This window comes from Maribacter sp. BPC-D8, from assembly GCF_035207705.1.
Taxonomy (GTDB): Bacteria; Bacteroidota; Bacteroidia; order Flavobacteriales; family Flavobacteriaceae; genus Maribacter.
In genome coordinates, this window is record NZ_CP128187.1 from 3,883,484 (window position 1) to 3,907,707 (window position 24,224).

The following is a 24,224-nucleotide window of genomic DNA, read 5'->3' on the forward strand; positions in this document are numbered from 1 at the left end:
TCGTTAAAATACTTTATTCATCGATGAAATACACAAATAGAGTGCATTTCATCGATGTATTATTTAATATGCGCGTTCGTTGTTGCCTTCATAAAAGTTTATAAAAGCCTTATTTACTACTCTATTTCCACCTGGTGTTGGGTAGTTACCGGTAAAATACCAATCGCCTAAGTTTTTAGGACAAGCCTCATGCAGGTTTTCAATGGTTTGGTAAATAATAGATACTTCAGCGTTTATTCCCTCAGGACTAAGCAGCTCTCCTGTTTTCTTAGAAATCTGTTTCGCTGTAAACGGAGCATAGAATTCTTTTACGTAATTAATTACATCATTATCATGACTATCGACTTGTGTCAAGCACTTTTTGTAAATATCTTCTACGATATGCATAGAGTTATTATCTTCGTGTAAAGCTAAAGCTGCTTTGAAGGCAATAAAGTCTTCTAGTTTGGCCATATCAATACCATAACAATCTGGATATCTAATTTGCGGTGCAGAAGATACTACGATAATTTTCCCAGGAGATAATCTATCTAGTATTCTTAAAATACTCTTTTTAAGTGTGGTACCGCGAACAATACTATCATCGATAATAACTAGATTGTCACCTTTCTTTACTGATCCATAAGAAATGTCATAAACGTGTGCTACAAGATCGTCTCTACTACTATCTTGAGTAATGAATGTTCTAAGCTTCGCATCTTTAATAGCAACTTTCTCTATTCTAGGGCGTACATCTAGTATTTCATGCAATTGTTCACCTGTAATACCTGTACCTAAAGCTAGTATTTGCTCTTCCTTTTTCTTATTAAGGTAGTTTTGAGCTTCCTTAACCATTCCGTAGAAAGAAGTTTCGGCAGTATTTGGTATATAAGAAAAAACGGTATTCTTAATATCCTCATTAATAGCTTCTAATATTTGAGGAAATACCAACTTACCTAAAGCTTTACGCTCTTGGTAAATTTCTTTATCGCTACCTCTAGAGAAATAGATACGTTCAAAAGAACATGCTTTTCGCTCTTTAGGTTCTAATATTTGTTTAATGTCGCTGGTGCCATTCTTTTTAATAATGATAGCAGCACCCGGATCCAATTCTTTTACCTCTTCATAAGGTACGTTGAATACAGTCTGTATTGCCGGTCTTTCTGATGCTACTACAACAACTTCGTCATCTCTATAGTAGTATGCAGGTCTAATACCGCTTGGATCTCTTAATACAAAAGCATCACCATGACCAAGTAAACCAGCCATTGCATAACCGCCATCAAAATTTTTGGCAGCCCTTCTTAATATTTTGTACACCTTTAAGCGTTCGGCAATAAGTGGAGAAGCTTCCTGTTTGGTATATCCTTCCTTTTTAATTTGCTTGTATAATTTAGCAACCGCATCATCTAGAAAATGACCTATCTTTTCCATTACGGTAACGGTATCAGCCATTTCTTTTGGGTGTTGCCCAAGCTGAATTAAATTATCGAAAAGTTCATGAACATTGGTCATGTTGAAGTTACCTGCAACAATAAGGTTACGGTGCATCCAATTATTCTGTCTTATAAAAGGGTGAACACTTTCAATGCTATTTTTACCAAAAGTACCGTAACGTACATGACCTAAAAGTAACTCGCCTATATAAGGTATGTGCTTTTTTTGCAAAGCCACATCATCTTCATACTCCGGGTGCTCTTTAAGTTCAGAATTGATACGGTCGTTTATTTGGGCAAAAATATCTTGTATAGGCTGTTGCTGACATGAACGAACACGACTCATGTAACGTTCCCCTGCTTTGACATCTAATTTAATACTGGCAAAACCTGCACCATCTTGACCACGATTGTGCTGTTTTTCCATCATTAGATACATTTTATTTACACCATAAAATGCTGTTCCATACTTTTCCTTGTAATACTCTAATGGTTTTAACAACCGTATTACAGAAATACCACACTCATGCTTAATTGCGTCACTCATTGTTTTTGGTATTAAAAAAGCCCCAAAAAATTGAGGCTAGGGGATTATTGTAATTCTATATCAAACTGAGTCAGTCTTTTAAACTGATGCAGTCTCTCTCTAATTTCTTTACGATCTAAATCAATCATTCTTTCTGTGCCGAATTTCTCAACACTAAACGATGCCAAATTAGATCCGTGAATAATAGCCTTCTTCATATTCTCAAAAGAACTATCATCGCTAGCTGCTAAGTAACCTGAAAAGCCACCTGCAAAAGTATCACCTGCACCTGTTGGATCAAACACCTCTTCTAAAGGTAATGCCGGTGCAAAAAATATTTGGTCTTCATTAAATAACAAAGCACCGTGTTCTCCTTTTTTGATCACCACATATTTAGGTCCCATGGTAAAAATCTTTTGTGCTGCTTTAACTAAAGAGTATTCGCCAGTTAATTGTCTAGCTTCCTCATCGTTAATAGTTAATACGTCAATATGTTTAATGACTTCCATTAAATCATTCAAAGCATTGTCCATCCAAAAATTCATGGTGTCCAATATGATTAATTTTGGTCGTTTTTTCATCTGATTAATTACACCTAATTGAACAATTGGGTGAAGATTACCTAGCATTACAACATCGGCATCATTATAATCTTCAGGAACTACAGGATTGAAGTCTTCTAAGGTGTTTAATTCTGTAACAAGCGTATCTCTTGAATTTAAATCGTTATGGTATTTACCTTTCCAGAAGAAAGTTTTACCACCTTTTACGATTTCTAAGCCAGAAATGTCAATACCTCTGTCAGTTAAAAGATCTAAATATTCTTGTGGTAAATCATCACCAACTATAGAGATAATAGCTGAATCTACATCGAATTGAGATGCTGCTAAGCCAATATAGGTAGCTGCGCCGCCTAAAATTTTATCTGTTTTTCCAAAAGGAGTTTCGATGGCGTCAAAAGCGACAGTACCTACTATTAAAAGCTTGCCCATAAAATTGTAAAAATTTAAGCTGCAAATATACGATTTTGAAGGGCTAATTAAAATGGTTTATCAAATACAAATGGTAATAATTGTTAAAGGCGAATTGTTGATATAAAATACCAACTATTTCCTACCAAAATCAGCAGGAATTTCTCCCCAAGCTTTTGTTTCCCATTTTACAATAACAGTACTGTATTGGTTTTTCTTTAACCATTCAACAGCCCTATCTACAAGTTCAAATAAATTCTTGTTTTTAGCAGATACTGTTAGTTTGGTGTTGCATTTTTTTTTGCGCACCCAACTCATGGCAGTTCTAGAATCTGTGTAGATAATGCGGTCACTATTACGCTCTTTTAAAAATGCTAGTCCGTGAACCAGCGCTAAAAACTCCCCAATATTATTAGTCCCTTGCGGAAAAGGACCTTGTTTAAATAATTTTTTACCCGTTTTAGTATCTACCCCTTGGTATTCCATAACTCCGGGATTTCCGCTAGAAGCCGCATCAACAGAAATAGAATGATAATTAGGTAGCCCTATTCGTTTCAATTCCTCTTTTGATAATGAAGGTGCTGTTTTTTTCTTTCCTTTAAAATCGGCATAATTACCATTGTAGGCTTTTTTGGCGACATCAAAAGATTCAAAAGATTTGTATTCTGCACCTGCATAGTTTGCAATAGATTTTTTGCATTCTTTCCATGAATCAAAGATGCCTGGCTTTTTACCTTTCCAAACGACATAGAATTTTCCTTTTTTAGCCATTACTGTTTTGATAAAATTTCGTCAATGACTTTAGGGAAATACTCATATTCTAATTGATGAACTTTAGACGCAATATCTTCTGCAGTATCGGTAATGGCGATAGGTGCTTTTGCTTGTTTAATGATTGCGCCCTCATCGTATTGTGCATTTACATAATGTATGGTAATGCCAGTTTCGGTCTCTTTTTGTTCCTTAACGGCATTATGAACGTTCATGCCATACATGCCTTTGCCACCATACTTTGGTAATAATGCAGGATGAATATTTATAATTTGCTTTGGAAATGCATTCGTAATAGCTTCTGGTATTTTCCATAAAAAGCCAGCTAAAACGATAAGGTCGGGCTCTAGAGACTGCATCATATTTAAAATAAAGTCACTTTTAGAAAACGCTTGACGGTTAAAGAACAAAGCGTTTATTTTAAGTCTATTGCACCGTTCAATGACTTTGGCATCGCTTTTGTTAGTTAATACACAGCATATAGTAACATCTTTGCGGAGTTTAAAATAGTTGGCAATGTTTTCAACATTAGATCCAGAACCTGAGGCAAAAAGAATAATTTTTTTGGTTTTCAATACAAGTGGTCTTTTAAGAGAGCAAACAATAAAATTAAAGTTCGGCAAATAAAGCAAATTTAAAGCTTGTCAGAATTTAGAAAAAAACGATTATCATTTACAGTTCTAATTACCTCACTACTTTTCAATACCTTTTATCAACGTTACCGAAACAAAATATTAATGTGGTAAAATTACTGCACATGTCTTTAATTTTATTAAATTACCATACATTTTAACGACAATTAGTGTAATTAAACCAAAGTTTTTTATTTTTGCCTTCAATTTAAATTTTTAAAACAAATATTATTATGTCAGACATTGCATCAAGAGTTAAAGCTATCATCGTTGATAAATTAGGAGTTGATGAAAACGAAGTGGTAACCGAAGCTAGCTTTACTAACGATTTAGGCGCAGATTCATTAGACACGGTAGAGTTGATAATGGAGTTCGAAAAAGAATTTGATATCCAAATTCCAGACGATCAAGCTGAGAATATCGCAACTGTTGGTCAAGCGATCAGCTACATAGAAGAAGCGAAGTAAAGCATGTTTTCTTAAATAGAATTCAAATTATCCATGTGGTAAACACTCCGCATGGATAATTTTTTTTAATTTACGCTTGGTTTAGATTTAAACAAACAAAAGTTAAATGCAGTTAAAGCGAGTTGTAGTTACAGGTTTGGGGGCACTTACCCCAATAGGTAACAATATTGAAGAGTATTGGAATGCCTTGATTAGCGGTAAAAGCGGATCGGCACCAATTACTTATTACGATACAGAAAAATTTAAAGTAAAATTCGCATGTGAGTTGAAGAACTACAGCACCGAAGATCACTTTGAAAGAAAAGAAGGGCGTAAGCTAGATAGATTTGCACAATACGCACTTGTATCTTCTGACGAAGCTATTCTTGATTCTAAATTAGATTTAGAAAAACTTGATAAATTTCGTGTTGGCGTTATTTGGGGAGCAGGAATCGGAGGATTGGAAACTTTCCAGAACGAGGTCATGAATTTTGCTAATGGTGATGGTACACCAAGATTCAATCCATTCTTTATACCAAAGATGATTGCAGATATAGCACCAGGAAACATTTCTATAAAACATGGTTTTATGGGTCCTAACTATACAACTGTTTCAGCATGTGCCTCTTCGGCAAATGCGATGATAGATGCCTTAAACTATATACGTTTAGGTCATTGCGATGTCATTGTAACAGGTGGTAGTGAGGCGGCCGTAACTATTGCAGGTATGGGTGGTTTCGGAGCAATGCACGCATTATCAACAAGAAATGATAGTCCAGAAACGGCTTCAAGACCTTTTGATGCAACTAGAGATGGTTTCGTTTTGGGTGAAGGAGCAGGGGCGTTAGTTCTTGAAGAATATGAGCATGCAGTTGCTAGAGGAGCAAAAATTTATGCAGAAGTAGCAGGTGGTGGTATGACAAGTGATGCTTACCACATGACTGCACCACACCCAGATGGGATAGGAGTAGTTAGAGTAATGCAAAACTGTTTAAAAGATGCAGGTCTATCAATTGAAGATGTAGATGCTATTAATACACATGGTACTGCTACACCTTTAGGTGACGTTGCAGAGCTAAAAGCAATTACCAAAGTATTTGGTGAACATGCAAAAGATATAAATATAAATTCTACCAAGTCTATGACCGGTCACCTATTAGGTGCAGCCGGAGCTATTGAAGCAATTGCATCGATTTTGGCAATGGAACATGGTATAGTGCCACCAACTATCAACCATACTACGGTAGATGAGAATATAGATCCTAGTTTAAACCTTACATTGAATAAAGCTCAAAAACGAGATGTAAAAGTTGCTATGAGTAACACATTTGGTTTTGGTGGGCACAATGCATGTGTAGTTTTTAAAAAAATTGATTAATTAGTTTTTATGTCATTTCCCACAAACTTATTTAATTCCCATCCAAAAGAGGATGGGGATTTTTTTTTGGGAATAACCAAAATCTTAGGTTTTAGACCAAAAACCTTATCTTTTTATAAAAAGGCCTTTCTACACAGGTCAATGAATATAAAAGATGAAAAGGGTAATGCTATGAATTACGAACGGCTAGAGTTCTTAGGAGATTCTATGCTAGGCACCATAATTTCTAAGCATCTTTATAGTGAAGTGCCAGAAGGTGACGAAGGTTACCTTACTAAAATGCGATCTAAAATTGTTAGTAGAGAGCATTTAAATGAATTGGGTAAAGATTTAGGTTTAATTAATTATGTAGAAAGTAGAATACCTAAATCGCACTTTGGCCAAAATATACATGGTAATGTATTTGAAGCTTTAGTAGGTGCAATTTACCTTGACCGTGGTTATAAATATTGCGAAAAATTTATTTACAAAAGAGTAGTAGAGCCCTATGTTGACATTGAACAATTAGAAGGTAGGGTAATAAGTTATAAGAGTCTAGTAATCGAATGGTGTCAGAAGAAAAAGAAATCTTTCGATTTTGACGTTTATGAAGATACTGGCAATGATCCATTAAAACATTTTGCCGTTAAACTTTCAATTGGCGGTAATGTTGTTGCAAAAGCTAGGGCAACTTCCAAGAAGAAAGCAGAAGAAAGAGCCTCAAAAAGAGCTTTTTTTGCTTTGCAAGACAAGATGGAAAATTAATCATTTCACAAAATGATAAAAAGCTAACATTTTATTAACTTTTAATGTGTTTTTATCAATTTATCTAACTAGGCTTTATAGCTTAGAAGTTCTATATTTACCGTTTTGTTGAAGTATGGCTGCGACTTATAAAATAAATGATGATTTTTATGATGAATCTTTTAGCCTTATAGCTTTACACACTACCTTAGAAGATTTTGCTTTAGCCTACGGATTAAACCAAAGTGTTAAGTCAAAATTTGTAAGAGCAAAAAAGAATTTTATTCTTGCTGAAAATAAATCCTTTCCCATTTTTGAATGGGAAGATGAGTATAATGATATGTATTGGGTGTTAGTTGCCAATCATAGCAGTGAAAAAGAGCTCATTGTACGAGACGATTTATTTAAGGACGAAACAACATATAAGACACCTAGGCTCATACCTGAGTATAAGGATGTCGACTATCTATTAAAAATAGAAACTGAGAAGGATTTTGATATAAATTCCTTAATAAAGAACATATTAATGTTGCCTAGGGTTATGGCAGCTTATGAAATAAGTACAGACAAACTAAAATCAAAGAACAATCTAATTTTTTAAATATGCCAACTGTAAAAAAGACGAAAATTGTTGCCACCTTAGGGCCTGCAACTAGCAAGAAAGAGGTACTCAGGAGCATGATTGATGCAGGAGTAGATGTATTCAGAATAAATTTTTCTCATGCCGATTACGATGATGTTAAAGAGCGTGTAAAAATGATACGTGAGTTAAATGATGAAATGGATACGTACACATCTATTTTAGCAGATTTACAAGGACCTAAATTACGTGTAGGCGTAATGGCTGGTGACGTTGTAGTTAGCCCAGGTGATGAAATAACATTTGTAACCGGCGAGCCTTTTGAAGGTTCTGCAGAAAGAGTTTACATGAATTATAAAGAATTTCCTAGAGATGTAAAAGCTGGGGAGCGTATTCTTTTAGATGATGGTAAACTTATGTTCGAAGTAGTAACAACCAATGGAAATGATGAGGTTTTAGCCAAAGTAATACAAGGTGGACCATTGAAATCTAAGAAGGGTGTTAACTTACCGAATACAAATATTTCTTTACCAGCACTTACAAAAAAGGATATTGCAGATGCCGAATTCGCTATTTCTTTAGAGGTAGATTGGATCGCTCTTTCTTTTGTTCGTTTTAGTCAAGATTTAATTGATTTACAGAACATCATCAATAAGCACTCAGATCATAAAATTCCGATCATTGCTAAAATTGAAAAGCCAGAGGCTGTTGAAAATATTGATAAGATTGTTGCTTACTGTGATGGTTTAATGGTTGCTCGTGGAGATTTAGGGGTTGAAGTTCCTGCTCATGAAGTACCGTTAATTCAAAAGCAATTGGTTTTAAAAGCTAAGAAAGCTAGAATACCAGTAATTATTGCTACCCAAATGATGGAGACAATGATTACTAGCCTTACACCAACAAGAGCAGAAGTAAATGATGTAGCAAACTCTGTTATGGATGGTGCTGATGCAGTAATGTTATCTGGTGAAACTTCTGTTGGTAATTATCCAGTACAGGTTATTGAAAAAATGGCAAGTATTTTAGAAAGTGTTGAAGGTTCAGATTTAATACATGTACCGCATGATCCACCACATATTCGTACAAAGAGATTCATTACTAAATCTATTTGTTATCATGCAGCTACAATGGCCAATGATATTAAAGCAAAGGCAATTTCTACTTTAACAAATAGTGGGTATACTGCTTTTCAAATTTCTGCATGGAGACCAAGTGCACATATTCTTGTGTTTACATCAAACAAAAGAATACTTACACAGTTGAATCTATTGTGGGGTGTAAAAGCTTTTTACTATGATAAATTTGTTTCTACAGATGACACTGTCGATGATGTAAACCGTATAGCTTTCAATAAAGGATATTTGGAAGTAGGCGATATGATTATTAGCCTTGCGGCAATGCCTATTAAAGATAAAGGTATGGTAAATACATTAAGAGTTAGTGAAATAGAGTCAGGCGATATTTAGTCAGATTTAAAATATAATTCACAAAAAAGGGTCGCTATTTAGCGACCCTTTTTTTATGCTTTAACCAGAATAGTTAAGCAACTTCTTTTTCAAAGGCTATAAAATTAACGACATCACCTTTGTTGTCAAAAATAGGTTCTCCTTGTATCCAACACTTATAAGTAGATCCGTCTTTTCTATAGTTTACTACAGTAACCTCAAAAGGTTTCTTTTCTTTTACTGCTTCGGAGATAATTTTTAAGGTAGATTTTGATGTCAAATTACCTTGAAACATTTTAGGACTTTTACCTATGATTTCTTCGGGATGATACTGACTCATATTCCACATGTTCTTGGTGGCGAAAACGATGTTTAATTTGGCATCTGTAACCACAACAACATTTTTGTCTGCTTTTAATTTGGTATCCAGAATTTCGGTATCTATATTCCAAGAATTAGCAGAAACCAAACTTAATAAAGCAACAGTATCTTCTTCGGTTCGTTTTATTTCTTCATAATTAGAAGCATAAAAATCCCAAGAAAGAATAGGTAACATTGTAAAGTCTTGGCTTTTTCTAAACTTGATTACGGCATTGTCGTAATCTTTTAAATCTATCATTCTGTGTAGCTTAGAGTAATAATTAAAATTTCTTTTTCATAGCAATTTACTATAAAGCTAAAATTTTACCTGTAACGGTTATAATTTTAAGAGAGGATTAGTATAAATGTTTAAGTGTTCGTTGGTTATACTTCAAAAAGTAATTGCAAAAGTTGAACACAAAAGAGCTGATTTTTCTAATAAATTGCCTAAAACAACAAAAAACCCTAATAGGAATTTGTCCTATTAGGGTTGAGAAAATCAATTTTTAATAATTAAAATGATGTTAGTTCCATCCGCCACCTAAGGCTTGGTATACATTTACTCTGGCCATTAATTGGTCTTTTTTGGTTTCAACCAATTCCATTTTAGATTCAAGAGCTTCACGTTGTGTTAGCAATACTTCGATATATTCAATTCTTGCAGATTGAAATAATTGTGTAGACAAATCAATAGATTCTGTCAATGCCTTTACTTGGTTTTCCTTCAAAGCATAACTCTGTTTTAGGTTCTCCATTTTAGACAGCTGGTTTACAACCTCAATGTATCCACTTAAAATGGCTTTTTCATATTCATACACTGCTTGTATTTGTTTAGAATTTGCGGTGTTATAATCGGCTTTAATAGCATTTCTATTGATTAAAGGACCAGCTATATCACCAACAGCACTATATATTAAAGATGCTGGCGTCTCGGTTAAGTACTTAGGTTTAAATGCCTGAAGTCCTAATCCTGCTTTCAGCCCAAGTGAAGGGTAAAAGTTAGCTCTTGCTACTTTAATGTTAAGTTTCGCAGCTTCTAATTCATATTCAGCTTGTTTAATATCGGGTCTGTTTAAAAGAAGTTGAGATGGTAATCCGGCATAAATAATATCCATCTCTGTTTCGATAAATCCTTCAGAATTACGAATAATTGGCTGAGGTTGACGCCCTATTAAGAAATTTAGTTTATTTTCCATTTCAACAATTTCTTGTTGTACTTCAAATTTGTGACTTTGATTCTTTAGTACCTCTGCCTCAAATCTTTTTACGGCAAGTTCAGTCGCTCTTGCAGCTTCTTTTTGTAAGCGAACCATTTTTAGTGCGTTGCCTTGCAGTTCAAGATTTTGCTCTATAAATGCTAATTGATTGTCTAAAGCAACAAGCTCATAATAAGAATCTGCAATTTCAGCAATTAATCTAGTGACCATAAAGTTTTTACCTTCAATGGTAGATAGGTACTCTAGAGCAGCTGCTTTTTTAGAGTTTCGCAGTTTCTTCCAAACATCTAACTCCCAAGTAGCGAAAAGTCCGGCAGAGTAGTCTGTTAATGGCTCAGGAAACTCTTCACCATCTTTGATGTCTAGATTTTTTTCTACTGCACCGTTACGGGTATATTCACCTACTTTTTCAACTTCAGCACCAGCACCATAGGTTATGAAAGGTAGGTATTCTCCCTTTCTAGCTTTAACCTCATTTTGGGCAACATCAATCTGCTGCATCATAATGCGAAGTTCTTGGTTATTAGTTAATGCGGTATCAATCAGTTTTGTCAGGTTTTCATCTTTAAAGAAATCTGACCATTTTAATTGAGCACTGTTTGTAGAATCTGTTGCTTGATCAACATATTTAGATGGCATATTTGTATTCGCCTCTTTCAAATCTTTTGTAGGCACGCATGAATAAAATAAACCTACGTTTATAAGAACCACCAAAAGTAGTTTTCCATGCTTTATGGTTTTTTTATTTTTGATCATCTTCTTCTCTTTTGGTTAGTTTTTTAATCATTGATTTTAATTCTTTGATTGCTAGTTTGGTCTTGCTTTCCCCTTCACTAGTTCTCATAAGTTCTTCAGAAATAGGTTCAAATGATTCATCTTTAATAAGACTTCGCCCTTCAGCAAGTTTTGCAAATACATAGTAAAGCCCGGGAATTGCGATAACTCCAAAAATGGTACCTATAAGCATACCGCCAAGTGCAGAGCCACCAATAGTTCGGTTACCTATGGCACCTGCGCCAGAGGCAACTATTAATGGAATTAAGCCTGCAATAAATGCAAACGATGTCATTAAAATCGGTCTGAATCTTGCTTTAGATCCTTCAATGGCAGCTTCTAAAACAGTTGCCCCTTGTCTTTGTTTTTGTACTGCGAACTCTACAATTAAAACGGCATTTTTACCTAAAAGACCCACGAGCATAATTACACCAATTTGTGCGTAAACATCATTGGCCAACCCTGTCATTTTTAAAAGTAAGAATGAGCCAAATATACCAGCAGGTAACGAAAGAATTACAGCAAAAGGAAGTAAGAAACTTTCGTATTGAGCAGCAAGTACGAAATAAACGAAAATCAATACCACGATAAAAATGTATAACGATTCGTTACCTCTATTGGCCTCGTCATAGGATAAACCTTCCCAAGCAATATCATAACCTCTAGGTAATGTTTCTTTGGCAACTTCTTTTATAGCATTTATAGCATCACCAGTTGTAAAACCAGTTGCTGGCAAACCGTTGATTGCGGCAGAATTATATAGGTTATACCTAGTAATCTCGTTTGGTCCCAATTTCTTCTCCATAGACATGAATGCTGAATAAGGCACCATTTCACCTTCTTCATTCTTCACAAACAATTTTTCTAAATCAGAAGGTAATGCTCTATATTCGGGTGCAGCCTGTGTATATACTTTAAAGAATCTACCAAAACGGATAAAACCTTGTTCATAGGTACTACCTATTAATATGTTTAGGTTTTCCATAGCCTTACCAATACTTACCCCTTTTTGCATGGCAATTTTATTATTGATTTTCAATTGGTATTGAGGATAATTAGCAGAGTAAAATGTAAATAGCCCTGTTAATTCTTCTCGTTCACCTAGGGCTTTCATGAAATCGTTATTGATTTTTTCGAAAACATGATAATCAGTGTTTTCGGTTTTATCTAATAAACGCATAGAAAATCCACCAGAAGAACCAAAACCAGGTACTGCAGGAGGCTCAAAATATTCTATTACAGCCCCTAAATCTTTCGTTTCCTCTTCAAGCTCTTCCATGATTTCGTGCACAGAATGTTCACGATCTCCCCATGGTTTAAGGTTGATCAAACAAGTACCGGCATTTGAGCCTCTACCTTCTGTCATAATTTCATAACCTGCCAATGAGGAAACTGATTCTACTCCATCCATTTCTTCGCATATTTTCTGCAATTTTCTTGCAACATCATTGGTGCGCTCTAGAGTTGCACCTGGTGGTGTTTGAATAATCGCATAGATCATACCTTGATCTTCATTAGGTATAAAACCTGCAGGTAATGACTCATTGGTAAAAAATATAGCAGCACAAAAGGCTATAAGAAGACCAAAGGTTACTACTCTTCTAGCTACAATTTTATTCAAAAGTTTTACATAACTTCCTGTAAGACGTTCGAAGCCCCTGTTAAACCAAGCAATGAATTTATCTACTGGAGATTTACGTTTTTGTTTACCATGATTGTTTTTCAATAACATAGCACAAAGAACAGGAGTAAGTGTCAAGGCAACTATAGCTGATATTACGATTGATCCCGCCATAGTTATAGAAAATTGCCTGTAGAAAACCCCAACTGGGCCAGACATAAAGGAAATAGGTATAAACACCGAAACCATTACTAAAGTTATGGCTACAATGGCACCACCAATTTCACCCAAAACTTCAGAAGAGGCTTTGTAAGGTGATAGGTTTTCTTCTTCCATTTTTACGTGCACAGCCTCCACGACGACAATTGCGTTATCTACTACAATACCGATAGCCAATACCAATGCGAATAGGGTAATTAGGTTAATTGATAACCCGAACATTTGCATAACAAAGAATGATCCAATTAAGGAAACCGGTACTGCAATAATGGGTATTAAAGTAGAACGCCAATCTCCTAAAAAGAGAAATACAACAATAGCTACAAGAATAAAAGCATCTCTAAGTGTATGCAAAACCTTTTCAATAGAGGCATCTAAAAAGTTCGATACATCATAACTAACTTGATAATCTACCCCAGGAGGTAGGTCTACTTTTAATTCTTCTAATTTAACTTTAACCGCATCAATTACGTCTTTACCATTACTACCCACAGTTTGCTTAAGAATCATTGAGGCAGATGGATGACCATCTAAATTCGAATAGATATCAAAGAATTCACTACCTAATTCTACATCTGCTACGTCTTTCAATTTTAGAATTTCTCCTTCTTCGTTGGCTCTAACAATGATGTCCTCATACTGTTCAGGTTCATTATAGCGACCTTCATAAGTAAGAACATATTCTAGTGATTGCGATTTTTTACCAGAACTACCACCCAATCTACCTGGTCTGGCAATTATGCTTTGTTCTTGCATAGCCTCCATCACTTCTTCGGCAGAAACATTGTAGGCACGCATACGGTCTGGTTTTAACCAAACACGCATGGCATATTTTCTACTACCTAATATCTGAGCACTAGCAATACCGTCAATTCGTTGAATTTCAGGAACAATTTTAGTGTATGCATAGTTGTATAGAAAAAGCTCATTATCATCTTCATTATTACTAAACAGGTTAACGTACATTAACATACTTGGCTGTACAGGAGTTATCACAACACCTTCCATCTGCACCAATTCTGGCAAGTTGGGCATTACTTGGTCTACTCTGGTTTTTACCCTTACAACCGCCTGGTCAGGATCTGTACCAGGTTCAAAAATGATGCGCAATGTTCCTTCTCCTGCACTTGTGGCATCTGAAGCAACATATCGCATTCCTTGTACCCCATTAATTGCGGTTTCCAAGGGGATAATGGTAGAATTAATTAGCACGTCTGCACTAGCACCCGGGTAAGCGATGAAAATATTCACCGTTGTAGGGGCAATTTCAGGGAACTGGGAAATTGGCAATTGTTTTATTGCCAATAACCCTGTAAAAACTATAATTACCGAAATAACGATAGCCAATACTGGTCTATGTATAAATCTTTTGAACATTTTTTTTGTATTTGGATATGGTTATTCTGTGTAAAGATCTAAACTTGATAAAACCTTCTTAGGGGCAACAAATTCAGATTCTATTTGTTGGTTGTCTTTAACCATGCGTATACCATCAAGAATAATTTTATCTTTTTCAGTTAAGCCTTTTGTTACTACAAAAAGATTTGGCATTTCGCCGCCAATAAATATTTCGCGTTGTTTTACAACATTGTTTTGATCAACAACAAAAACGAACTTTTTATCTAAAATTTCGAATGTTGCTTTTTGAGGAATGATCAGTGCATCTTTAAAAGGGATGTTCATTAGAACACTACCGGTCTCACCATGTCTTAGTATTTTATCTGGATTAGGAAAAGTTGCTCTAAAAGCAATGTTACCTGTTTCATTATTAAACTCCCCTTCAATAGTTTCAACAATTCCTTTTTGATTAAACTCTTTGTTATTTGCCAATAAAAGACCAACTTCTTTTTTTACATCTTTATCGCTGCTAATGATATAATCTAAATATTCAGCTTCTGGAACATTAAAATAAACCCACATTTTAGAGTTGTCTGATAAAGTGGTCAATAATTCACCTTCATCTAAAAGACTACCTTCTCGAACGTGTAAATGGTCCATAATACCATCAAAAGGAGCGCGAATACTTGTAAAACCTAAATGGGTTTGTGCTAAAGAAACTTCTGCGTTTGCTTTGTCTAAATTAGCCTTAGCCATAGCAAGTTCATTTTGAGAGACAACATTACCATCAGCTAATAACTGAGTATTTTGAAGTTCTATTTCGGCAACCTTAGATTCAGCGCTTGCTTTTTGTAGATCTGCTTGATATATGTTAGGCATAATATTGAACATTTTTTGCCCTTTTTTCACCTCTTGTCCTTCGTCAACGTGAATTTCCTTCAAATATCCTTTCTCAAGAGCTCTTAATTCAATATGCCTTATAGAATGTATTTGGCTTACATAATCTTTCGTAATAGACGTGTCCATTTTTATGGGACTGGTCACTAAGAATTTAGCATGTTCTTCTTTTTTTTCTTTTTTAGATTCACAGCTTGTTGAAAAAAACAAAACACTAGCGACTGCGAACAGGAGAAATCTCTTGGTCATAATTTTAATATTAATTGGATTGGAAAATTTAAATTTTGAAATGCGGACGCGCATTGCAATTTGGGTGCTTTATAGACACAATAGGTTGTGTTTAAAAGCGCCAAATACGAAAGATTAGAGCATTTTTGATAGAATCAAATGCTCAATAAAAATTACAAACGAAATACTTGGTATAGGACAAAGCGCCTATCTGCTGTAGGTAGAAAAGTAAATAGCTTCTGTAGAGAATTACTATTTGTAAAATAACTAAATAAGAATAGTACTGATAAAAGGTAATAGGAAATTAAAGCTTCGTGCTGCTCAACATCTTTTTTAAAGAAAGCATGTTCGCTCTCTTCTTCACCTATTTCTACAGCTTCAATTTCAAGAGCGTTCTCAGAATTATCTAAAGTGCCTTTAAAAATCGCATCATAATCAACTACAACGGTTTTGGTATTGTTGTCTATTGAATTGGCAAATTGTTGAATGGAATGAAAAGAAGTAACCCCTATATTGTTGTTAGCAAATAGAGGACTGTATATACCAGAAAGTAATATACAGGTAGAAATAAGAAATTTTAAAAAACTCTTTTTCATTTAAGAGATCAAAATTATTCTAGCAATAGTTGCTGTACAAGTATCTACCGTTAATTTTTGTTAACATCTGCGAGATTTATTTAAAAACCCAGAAATGAAGGTAGAACGTTCAGAAATCGAATTTTAATTGTACTAAAATTGATTTATCGTCAACTTTTTTAGCTGTTTTATCATCTGTATTTAAGTTAGAAAGCGAAATACCGAGCAATCGAACAGAGTTTTGAAGCTCTTCTTGGTACAAAAGATCTTTCGCAGTTTCTAAAATGAGGTTTTTATCACCAATATAATAGGGTAATGTTTTACTTCTGGTGTTTAGTGTAAAATCGCTGTATTTTATCTTTAGTGTAATGGTTTTACCTGCCACCTTAGATTTCGTCAATCTTCTTTCTAGTTCTTGAGCAATATGTTCTAACCGCTCTAACATAAAAATTTCACTACTTAGGTTTTCGTTGAAGGTTCTTTCTGCACCTACAGATTTAGGTATGCGGTGAGGTTTAACTTCGCTATTGTGAATGCCACGTACCACGTGATAATAGTAAGGTCCGCTTTTGCCAAAGTTCTCTGCGAGAAACTCTATTGATTTGTTCTTTAAATCATTTCCGGTGAAAATGCCCAGCTTGTACATTTTCTCAGCAGTTACTTTACCCACACCGTAGAACTTTCTAATATCTAATGCTTCTAAAAAAGGGATGACCTCTTCTGGGTTGACTGTTTTTTGTCCGTTAGGCTTGTTGATATCACTGGCGATTTTGGCAATAAACTTGTTGATAGATATACCCGCGGATGCATTTAAGCCTGTTTTTTCTAGAATACGTTGCCGAATTTCGGTGGCAAGCATAGTAGCCGATGGATTTCCTTTTTTGTTGATTGTTACATCGAGATAAGCTTCATCAAGGGATAATGGTTCTACCAGGTCGGTATATTCAAAAAATATGGAACGTATGATTTTAGAGATTTCTTTATACCGCTCGAACCTTGGTTTTACAAAAGTCAATTGCGGACAGTTTTTCTTAGCCATAAATCCGCTCATGGCACTACGCACACCATATTTACGAGCTTCATAGTTTGCGGCTGAAACCACACCTCTTTTTTCACCGCCACCCACAGCCAGAGGTTTCCCCTTTAAATCGGGGTTATCCAGTTCTTCTACAGATGCATAAAACGCATCCATATCAACATGAATAATTTTTCGAAGAGGCATTTCATTGGGCATAAGCAAATTTAAGACTTATCTTAGTTTTTGAATAGTAGTTTCAACCATTCATATGATAGAAATAGAGCGCAAGTTTTTGGTAAAATCCGATGATTACAAATCTGAGGCAAGTACTAAAACACGAATTGTTCAAGGTTTTTTAAATACAGATCCTAATAGAACGGTTAGGGTTAGAATTAAGGGCGATTTAGGTTTCATAACCGTAAAAGGTAAATCTAATGTAACAGGTACCTCACGTTTTGAATGGGAAAAAGAAATTTCAGTTGAAGAAGCTGAAAGTCTATTGACATTATGTGAAAAAGGAATGCTGAATAAAACCAGGTATGAAATTGCTATTGGAAATCACGTTTACGAAGTTGATGAATTTTATGGCGAAAATGAAGGCTTGACTGTTGCTGAAATAGAATTAAACGATGAGAATGAAACATTTCAAAAACCTGCGTGGTTAAGCACTGAGGTTACAGGTGAAGTAAAATATTACAATTCTCAACTGAGTAAAAACCCTTTTAAGAATTGGGTTGATTAGGTTATCTTTTAATCCCCTGTAAAGGAACAATAATTAAATGCTCTAATAGTTCTTCATTACTATAACTGTCAAAGAAATCTCTATTAGGTAGTATTACTTCATTCATACGAAGTATAAATAGCTCGCAAATCAGCTTAATATTTATGTTTTCTTTTAATAGCCCATTGGTTTCAGCAGCTTTTAGTAGGTCTAAAACATAGGTCCAAACAATTGCTTGTGTAAAATCATCGTAAAGCTTGTAAGCTTTAGGGTAGTGTTTCTTCAGTCCATATAAAAAAGTAGGACTCAAGTTTCTCAATTCTTTAAGTCCTACACTATAAATATGTATAATTTTACTAAAAGGGTCTGATGCTAGTTCAGACATTTCAAAAAAGCTACTCATGTTTTCATGAGTACGATTAAGTAATAGGGTAACACTTTCTTGAACTAGATTATCTTTATTTTCAAACAGTTCGTACAGTGTTTTTTTAGAGATGCCAAGGGTCTCAGCAACATCATCCATTCCGACCCTTTTGCATCCATATTTTGAGAACAGCGTTAAAGCTATTTCTATGTATTCAGTTTTTTTCTGCATGGTAGCATTATCAGCAACTTATTGCCATCCACCACCAAGAGAACGATATAACTCAACTGTTGCAGATAATTGAGAAAGCTTGTTATCAACCAAGCTAAGTTCAGCAGTTAAGGCATTCTCTCTAGCAGTCAAAAGATCTAGGTACGTTAAATAACCACTATTCAATAATTCTTCTGAATTACTTTCAGCTCTTCTTAAGGCCAGTACCTGTTTCGTAATAAACTCTTCTTTTTCTAAAGATATATTGTAATCATACAAGGCATTAGATACTTCTTGACCAGCATTTAATAGTGTCTTCTTAAACATATACACTGCCTGTTCTTGTTGAGCTTGCGCAACTTCGTAAGCAGTTCTAATTTTTCTACCGTTAAAAATAGGTTGTGTTAATCCACCTACCAAGTTTGCGAAAATAGAACCAGAATCTATCCAATTATCAATCTCTAAACTTTGAAACCCGCCTTGTGCAGAAAGGGTAATTGAAGGATAAAAATTACTTCTAGCAACATTTGTTAATTCAAAAGTATTTACCAAGCCATATTCTGCTTCCATAATATCAGGTCTATTACGAAGTAAAAGAGTTGGCACACCTAACTGCAGGTCGTTGTCTAAAGATTGTTCATCTAAAGTAGTTCTGGCGTAGGTTTGTGGTTGCTCACCCAATAGAATACTCATTGTATTTTCTGCTTGGTACAGTAAATTCTTAATATCCAATAATTGGCTCTGAGCGCTATATAATTGCGCTGCAGTTTGGTCAACCCCTACTTGGTTTGTTTGTCCAGCCTCTTTTAAGGCAGTTATAGTTTCTAAACTTTTAGAACGGTTTTCAATGGTTTCTTCAGTGACAGATATTTGTTTATCTAAAGCTAAAATTTGATAGTAAGTAGTAGCAATTTGTGCCACTAAACTTGTTTTTACAGCTTTATGCGCTGCTACCGTTTGTAAGTAACTGGCATCACTAGCGCGTTTGGTACTTCTAATTTTTCCCCATATATCAGCTTCCCAAGAAATAGTACCAGAAGTTTCAAACTGGTTATATGGTTGGGTGAATAAGCTTCCAAATTGTCCGTTTTCACTGTTTCTTGCAGTTCTAGTTGCACTTGCAGCAGCGTTAACTGTTGGTAAGTATCCAGCTTTGCCTTGTTTTACATAAGCCTCTGCAGCCGCAATGTTTTGTAGCGCAATACGAATGTCAAGGTTATTTTCTAGACCTTTTTGAATATATGTCTTCAAATAAGAATCTGTAAAAAGGTCTTGGTAAGAAACCGACGCAAACGACACACTATCTTGTGGCAAATTGTCTGTTCTATATAAGTTTTCTGTTTCTATATCTGGTCGCTCGTATGTTTTTGCCGTAAAGCAAGACTGCAACAACAGTGGCAGAATGGCAACCAGTAAAAGTTTATTTGATATAATTTTATTCATGATTTCTTTAGTTCTTTTATTCTTCAATAGTTGGTTGTGGAGCACCTGTAAAACGCTCTTGTAGCGTTTGGAAAATAACATACAATGCTGGTATAACGAATACACCGAAAATGGTACCTATTAACATACCACCTACAGCACTCATACCAATAGATCGGTTACCTACTGCACCGATACCCGATGATAATGCCAATGGCATTAGACCTAAGATAAAGGCGAATGAGGTCATTAAAATTGGTCTAAGTCTTGCTTTTGCACCGTCAATAGCAGAATCAATAATTGACATACCGTGTTTTCTACGTTGCAATGCAAACTCTACAATAAGAATTGCATTTTTAGAAAGCAGACCAATAAGCATAATCAATGCAATCTGAAAATAGATATTGTTTTCAAGCCCTGCTATACTTACAAAGGCAATTGCACCTGCAATACCAACTGGTAGCGATAGAAGAATTGAAAATGGTAAAATATACGATTCGTACTGCGCACTTAATAGGAAGTACACAAATACCAAACTCAATATAAAAATTATGATAGTTTGGCTACCAGCACTATTTTCCTCTTTGGTAAGTCCAGAATATTCATAGGTGTAATTATTAGGTAAAACCTCTGCGGCAACCTCTTCAATGGCTTTAATAGCGTCACCAGTGGAATACCCAGGGTTCATAGCTCCGTTAACTTTCACAGAACTCAATAAGTTAAATCTACTTACCACCTCAGGACCATAAATTTTCTTCAACGATACAAATTGAGAAACGGCAACCGATTCTCCATTGGCATTGGTTACAAAAATATGGTTCAACGAATTTTCGTCTGCTCTATCTTCTGGTTTCGCTTGAATCATTACACGGTATTGCTTACCAAATTTATTGAAATCGGTAGTATAAAGACCACCATAATAACCTTGCATAGCACTGAACACATCAGTAACAGCTAAGCCTGCCATTTTGGTTTTTTCAACATCTACATCTAACTCATACTGAGGGAAATTAGCGTTGAAGTTGGTAATAGCGTATTGCACCTCTGGTCTTGCATTTAAAGCACCTAAAAACTCATTGGTAACTTTACTAACCGTTTGCCAATCATCGGCATCTTTACTCTGTAAGTTCATCTCAAAACCTGTAGAGTTACCAAAACCACGTACACTTGGTGGTGTAAAGAAGAATATTTTAGCATCTTTTATTCCTGCTGTTTTTGCAAACAGGCTTCCTACCACTTCTTGAACAGATTCTCCTTTTCCTTCTCTTTCACCCCAATCTTTAAGACGAAGTACAGAGAAACCATATGAACCACCGTTAACACTGTTTAGAATACTAAACCCGGTAATGTTCATTCTAGCTTCTATGATATCCATAGTTTGATAAATAGAATCGAGCTTCTTCACAGTTTTTTGTGTTTGCTCTAATGTTGTACCAGGGGGCATGGTAACATCAGCAAATAATAACCCTTGATCCTCATTCGGAATAAACCCAGTAGGTGTAGATTGGAATAATATAACTGCAATAACTGCGAATATTACAAGCGAAACCCCAGTTAGCCATTTTCTTTTGGCTATATATTTAACTGACCCAACATATTTGTTGGTTACAGCATCAAAACCAGTATTGAAAGCTGAGAAGAAACGTTTTACAACACCTTTCTTTTTTTCTTCGGATGTATGATGTGGTTTCAATAAAAGAGCAGCCAAAGCCGGACTCAATGTCAACGCATTTACAGCAGAAATAAGAATTGCTATTGCCAATGTGATACCAAATTGTTGGTAGAATACACCTGATGATCCACTAATAAATGATACAGGAATAAATACGGCCGACATTACCAAGGTAATAGAAATAATAGCACCTGATATTTCTGACATAGCAGATTTCGTAGCCGTTTTAGCATTGGTAGCGCCTTCTTCCATTTTAGCATGCACGGCTTCAACCACTACAATGGCATCATCTACTACAATACCAATAGCAAGTATCATTGCAAATAACGTTAACATGTTAATAGAATACCCAAATAATGAGAGGAAGAAGAACGTACCAATAATTGCAACTGGTACTGCAATTGCTGGTATTAATGTCGATCTAAAGTCTTGTAAGAATATGAATACCACTAAGAATACTAATAAAAAGGCCTCAATCAAAGTTTGTATAACGTGATCTATAGAAGCACTTAAGAAATCTTTAGTGTTATAAGGTATTACATAGTCTAATCCTTTAGGGAAATCGACCTTACTCTCTTCTAAAATTGTTTGAATTTCATCAATAATGGCATTTGCATTTGAACCAGAAGTTTGAAAAACACCAACAGCAGCACCAGGCTTGCCCATACCTTCATTCTTAGTTCCATAATTAAAGGCTCCCAATTCAATTTCGGCAACATCTCTAAGTCTTAAAAACTGCCCGTTTTCTTGAGCTTTAATAATGATATTTTCATATTCAGCTACATTAGAAAGACGACCCTTATATTTCAATACATACTCATAAACTCCATCGGCATTTTCACCAATTTTACCAGTTGCAGCTTCAAGATTTTGTTCAGTAAGTGCAGCTTGAATATCAGATGGCATTAGCTTGTAAGCAGCCATTTTTTCTGGATTTATCCAGATACGCATAGAATAATCTTTAGCTCCAAAAACAGTAACATTACCTACACCTTCAATACGTTGTAATTTTGGTACGATGTTAATTTTAGCATAGTTTTCTACAAACGTTGCATCATACTCATCGTTATCAGAAAATAAAGAGAAGAATAATAACGCACTAGTTTGAGATTTTTGAGTAATAACCCCTGTTTGAACAACACTTTGAGGTAATACACTATTTGCTCTTGCAACCCTGTTCTGCACGTTTACCGTAGCAATATCTGGGTCTGTACCTAATTTAAAAAATACGTTTATAGTTGAGGCACCGTCATTACTTGCATTAGAAGTCATGTACAACATGTCTTCAACACCATTAATTTGCTCTTCTAGTGGAATAACAACACTATTAAGTACGGTTTCTGCATTTGCACCTGTATAAGTACTTGTAACTTGCACCGTTGGTGGTGCTATTTCTGGGTATTGTTCTATGGGCAAGGTCGTTAAGCCTAAAACACCTAGAATAACTATGATAATCGAAATAACCGTAGAAAGTACGGGACGATCTATAAATCTTTGAAACATTGTTGTTTATTTATATGTTTTAATGAACTGCGGATTTTTACTTGGCTGGGTTAATAGCCATTCCGTCTTTTAATTTTGAAACTCCCTCAATAACAATAGTAGTTCCATCTTCAATTCCATTTTCAACTACAAACCCTTTTTGAGTGGTGGTAATAATATCTAATGGCATTGTAGTAACCGTATTATCATCTTTTAAAACGTAAACCAATTTTTTACCTTGAAGGTCAATAGTTGCAGTTTGTGGTATTTCATATGCACCACTGTAAATAGTCGGAATTTTAATTTTACCAGTACTACCACTACTAAGTAAATTATTTTTGTTATCAAAATCAGCTCTTGCCGTTACACTACCGGTAGTACTATTAATAATAGTATTGATCATAGCAATTTTGCCAGGTTCAGCGTAATCTTCACCGTTGATCATTATTAAGGTAACCTCTGGGGCTTTCTCTAAGTCTAAAACGTTATTCTCATTTTTAGGCAAAGACTCCTTTAATTTTAAAAGCTCTTTCTCGTTCATTGAAAAATAAGCACGAACCTCGCTAATATCAGAAACAGTAGTTAATGGTTTAGCCATTGCAGAACTTACAAGCGCACCAATCTTAAAAGGAATCTCGCCAATGTACCCGTCTACAGGGCTAGTAATACGAGAATAACCAATGTTAGAAGTAACACTATGGTAATTTGCCTGTGCTTGTACAAGTTGTGCTTTTGCAGTTTCTAATTGTACCGGGCTAATTATATTTTTATCTACTAAAGGCTTCAATTTGTCAACCTCAACTTGTGCTACATTTACAGAAGCCTTTGCAGCGTTTGCATCTTGATTTAGAGTTTGGGTTTCTAATTTAAAAAGTAATTGACCTTTTTTAATTTTCTGACCTTCTTCAACATATACCTCTTGAACAAAACCAGATACTTTTGGCCATATCTCTACATTCTGCTTACCTTCAAGAGTAGTTGAGAATTCATTATATATAGTTAAGTCTTGCTTTTCTAATTTAGCCACTTTCAAACTTGGTGGTGGTGGTGCTGCAGGACCTTGTGCTGGTTTTTCTGATGAACCAAAGCACGAGCTCAAAAGAAGCACGGCACTTAATATTCCTATAATTGATAACTTTTTCATTTTAATTGGATGTTTATTTGTATTTAAAAAATGTAATTGTACTTGTTAAGGTTTTGTTAATTCAGATAGTTCGGT

General features: G+C 35.0%; 20 protein-coding genes. 6 read left to right on the top strand and 14 right to left on the bottom strand.

Annotation, left to right across the window (positions count from 1 at the left end; translation table 11 throughout):
- Positions 1-63: 63 nt before the first annotated feature.
- The 4 genes from QSV08_RS17035 to QSV08_RS17050 all read right to left on the bottom strand — a co-directional run bounded on the left by QSV08_RS17035 (position 64) and on the right by QSV08_RS17050 (position 4,258).
- Positions 64-1,962, bottom strand: coding sequence for an amidophosphoribosyltransferase (locus QSV08_RS17035; protein WP_324024911.1), 1,899 nt, complete (start codon positions 1,960-1,962; stop codon positions 64-66).
- 44 nt (positions 1,963-2,006) lie between these two features.
- Entirely contained in the window at positions 2,007-2,933 is a 927-nt protein-coding gene (locus QSV08_RS17040; RefSeq protein WP_324024912.1) for a PfkB family carbohydrate kinase, read from the bottom strand.
- Between the two features lie 114 nt (positions 2,934-3,047).
- On the bottom strand, positions 3,048-3,683 hold the full coding sequence (locus QSV08_RS17045) for a ribonuclease H family protein (protein ID WP_324024913.1): 636 nt from the start codon (positions 3,681-3,683) through the stop codon (positions 3,048-3,050).
- The gene (locus tag QSV08_RS17050) at positions 3,683-4,258 is read right to left on the bottom strand and encodes a phosphoribosylglycinamide formyltransferase (RefSeq protein WP_324024914.1); all 576 of its coding nucleotides are present in this window, start codon (positions 4,256-4,258) and stop codon (positions 3,683-3,685) included. Before QSV08_RS17050 ends, QSV08_RS17045 begins: the two co-directional genes overlap by 1 nt.
- Before the next feature lie 290 nt (positions 4,259-4,548).
- Here QSV08_RS17050 and QSV08_RS17055 point away from each other — a divergent pair, with 290 nt between their 5' ends.
- The 5 genes from QSV08_RS17055 (at position 4,549) to pyk (ending at position 8,908) form a co-directional block, all read left to right on the top strand.
- Entirely contained in the window at positions 4,549-4,782 is a 234-nt protein-coding gene (locus QSV08_RS17055) for an acyl carrier protein (protein WP_008269813.1), read from the top strand.
- A gap of 106 nt (positions 4,783-4,888) precedes the next feature.
- On the top strand, positions 4,889-6,139 hold the full coding sequence (gene fabF / locus QSV08_RS17060) for a beta-ketoacyl-ACP synthase II (protein ID WP_324024915.1): 1,251 nt from the start codon (positions 4,889-4,891) through the stop codon (positions 6,137-6,139).
- 9 nt (positions 6,140-6,148) lie between these two features.
- Positions 6,149-6,883, top strand: coding sequence for a ribonuclease III (rnc, locus tag QSV08_RS17065; protein ID WP_324024916.1), 735 nt, complete (start codon positions 6,149-6,151; stop codon positions 6,881-6,883).
- Positions 6,884-6,998: 115 nt separating this feature from the next.
- A complete protein-coding gene (locus QSV08_RS17070) occupies positions 6,999-7,463 on the top strand; it encodes an IPExxxVDY family protein (protein WP_324024917.1) in 465 nt (154 codons plus the stop codon).
- 2 nt (positions 7,464-7,465) lie between these two features.
- Positions 7,466-8,908 carry a pyruvate kinase gene (gene pyk / locus QSV08_RS17075; RefSeq protein WP_324024918.1) on the top strand — a complete coding sequence of 481 codons (1,443 nt, stop codon included), beginning with the start codon at positions 7,466-7,468 and terminating at the stop codon, positions 8,906-8,908.
- A 73-nt stretch (positions 8,909-8,981) separates the two neighbouring features.
- On the opposite strand, the gene QSV08_RS17080 is transcribed toward pyk, so the two are convergent.
- The 6 genes from QSV08_RS17080 to dinB all read right to left on the bottom strand — a co-directional run bounded on the left by QSV08_RS17080 (position 8,982) and on the right by dinB (position 17,350).
- Positions 8,982-9,506 (bottom strand): PAS domain-containing protein, encoded by a 525-nt coding sequence (locus QSV08_RS17080; protein ID WP_324024919.1) that lies wholly within the window; start codon positions 9,504-9,506, stop codon positions 8,982-8,984.
- Positions 9,507-9,771: 265 nt separating this feature from the next.
- The gene (locus QSV08_RS17085) at positions 9,772-11,220 is read right to left on the bottom strand and encodes a TolC family protein (RefSeq protein WP_324024920.1); all 1,449 of its coding nucleotides are present in this window, start codon (positions 11,218-11,220) and stop codon (positions 9,772-9,774) included.
- The gene (locus tag QSV08_RS17090; protein ID WP_324024921.1) at positions 11,207-14,455 is read right to left on the bottom strand and encodes an efflux RND transporter permease subunit; all 3,249 of its coding nucleotides are present in this window, start codon (positions 14,453-14,455) and stop codon (positions 11,207-11,209) included. Before QSV08_RS17090 ends, QSV08_RS17085 begins: the two co-directional genes overlap by 14 nt.
- Positions 14,456-14,476: 21 nt before the next feature.
- Positions 14,477-15,562 (bottom strand): efflux RND transporter periplasmic adaptor subunit, encoded by a 1,086-nt coding sequence (locus tag QSV08_RS17095; RefSeq protein WP_324024922.1) that lies wholly within the window; start codon positions 15,560-15,562, stop codon positions 14,477-14,479.
- A gap of 152 nt (positions 15,563-15,714) precedes the next feature.
- A complete protein-coding gene (locus QSV08_RS17100) occupies positions 15,715-16,137 on the bottom strand; it encodes a hypothetical protein (RefSeq protein WP_324024923.1) in 423 nt (140 codons plus the stop codon).
- A gap of 109 nt (positions 16,138-16,246) precedes the next feature.
- Entirely contained in the window at positions 16,247-17,350 is a 1,104-nt protein-coding gene (gene dinB / locus QSV08_RS17105; RefSeq protein ID WP_324024924.1) for a DNA polymerase IV, read from the bottom strand.
- Between the two features lie 52 nt (positions 17,351-17,402).
- Here dinB and QSV08_RS17110 point away from each other — a divergent pair, with 52 nt between their 5' ends.
- The gene (locus QSV08_RS17110; RefSeq protein WP_324024925.1) at positions 17,403-17,876 is read left to right on the top strand and encodes a CYTH domain-containing protein; all 474 of its coding nucleotides are present in this window, start codon (positions 17,403-17,405) and stop codon (positions 17,874-17,876) included.
- Position 17,877: 1 nt separating this feature from the next.
- On the opposite strand, the gene QSV08_RS17115 is transcribed toward QSV08_RS17110, so the two are convergent.
- Genes QSV08_RS17115 through QSV08_RS17130 form a run of 4 tightly spaced genes read right to left on the bottom strand, consistent with a single transcriptional unit; the run spans position 17,878 to position 24,149 of the window.
- Positions 17,878-18,450: a TetR/AcrR family transcriptional regulator gene (locus QSV08_RS17115; RefSeq protein ID WP_324024926.1), complete on the bottom strand. Its 573-nt coding sequence runs from the start codon at positions 18,448-18,450 to the stop codon at positions 17,878-17,880.
- A gap of 18 nt (positions 18,451-18,468) precedes the next feature.
- Positions 18,469-19,872, bottom strand: coding sequence for a TolC family protein (locus QSV08_RS17120; RefSeq protein WP_324024927.1), 1,404 nt, complete (start codon positions 19,870-19,872; stop codon positions 18,469-18,471).
- A 16-nt stretch (positions 19,873-19,888) separates the two neighbouring features.
- Complete coding sequence (locus QSV08_RS17125; protein ID WP_324024928.1) at positions 19,889-23,026, bottom strand: efflux RND transporter permease subunit; 3,138 nt, start codon at positions 23,024-23,026, stop codon at positions 19,889-19,891.
- Positions 23,027-23,063: 37 nt separating this feature from the next.
- The gene (locus tag QSV08_RS17130) at positions 23,064-24,149 is read right to left on the bottom strand and encodes an efflux RND transporter periplasmic adaptor subunit (RefSeq protein WP_324024929.1); all 1,086 of its coding nucleotides are present in this window, start codon (positions 24,147-24,149) and stop codon (positions 23,064-23,066) included.
- Between the last annotated feature and the right edge of the window lie 75 nt (positions 24,150-24,224).

Coding starts and splice junctions, on each gene's coding strand:
- QSV08_RS17070 (WP_324024917.1), top strand. CDS start 6,999: ATGGCTGCGACTTATAAAATAAATGATGATTTTTATGATGAATCTTTT.
- QSV08_RS17045 (WP_324024913.1), bottom strand. CDS start 3,683: ATGGCTAAAAAAGGAAAATTCTATGTCGTTTGGAAAGGTAAAAAGCCA.
- QSV08_RS17130 (WP_324024929.1), bottom strand. CDS start 24,149: ATGAAAAAGTTATCAATTATAGGAATATTAAGTGCCGTGCTTCTTTTG.
- pyk (WP_324024918.1), top strand. CDS start 7,466: ATGCCAACTGTAAAAAAGACGAAAATTGTTGCCACCTTAGGGCCTGCA.
- QSV08_RS17095 (WP_324024922.1), bottom strand. CDS start 15,562: ATGACCAAGAGATTTCTCCTGTTCGCAGTCGCTAGTGTTTTGTTTTTT.
- fabF (WP_324024915.1), top strand. CDS start 4,889: ATGCAGTTAAAGCGAGTTGTAGTTACAGGTTTGGGGGCACTTACCCCA.
- rnc (WP_324024916.1), top strand. CDS start 6,149: ATGTCATTTCCCACAAACTTATTTAATTCCCATCCAAAAGAGGATGGG.
- QSV08_RS17110 (WP_324024925.1), top strand. CDS start 17,403: ATGATAGAAATAGAGCGCAAGTTTTTGGTAAAATCCGATGATTACAAA.
- QSV08_RS17085 (WP_324024920.1), bottom strand. CDS start 11,220: ATGATCAAAAATAAAAAAACCATAAAGCATGGAAAACTACTTTTGGTG.
- QSV08_RS17035 (WP_324024911.1), bottom strand. CDS start 1,962: ATGAGTGACGCAATTAAGCATGAGTGTGGTATTTCTGTAATACGGTTG.
- QSV08_RS17115 (WP_324024926.1), bottom strand. CDS start 18,450: ATGCAGAAAAAAACTGAATACATAGAAATAGCTTTAACGCTGTTCTCA.
- QSV08_RS17080 (WP_324024919.1), bottom strand. CDS start 9,506: ATGATAGATTTAAAAGATTACGACAATGCCGTAATCAAGTTTAGAAAA.
- QSV08_RS17090 (WP_324024921.1), bottom strand. CDS start 14,455: ATGTTCAAAAGATTTATACATAGACCAGTATTGGCTATCGTTATTTCG.
- QSV08_RS17120 (WP_324024927.1), bottom strand. CDS start 19,872: ATGAATAAAATTATATCAAATAAACTTTTACTGGTTGCCATTCTGCCA.
- QSV08_RS17100 (WP_324024923.1), bottom strand. CDS start 16,137: ATGAAAAAGAGTTTTTTAAAATTTCTTATTTCTACCTGTATATTACTT.
- dinB (WP_324024924.1), bottom strand. CDS start 17,350: ATGCCCAATGAAATGCCTCTTCGAAAAATTATTCATGTTGATATGGAT.
- QSV08_RS17040 (WP_324024912.1), bottom strand. CDS start 2,933: ATGGGCAAGCTTTTAATAGTAGGTACTGTCGCTTTTGACGCCATCGAA.
- QSV08_RS17055 (WP_008269813.1), top strand. CDS start 4,549: ATGTCAGACATTGCATCAAGAGTTAAAGCTATCATCGTTGATAAATTA.
- QSV08_RS17125 (WP_324024928.1), bottom strand. CDS start 23,026: ATGTTTCAAAGATTTATAGATCGTCCCGTACTTTCTACGGTTATTTCG.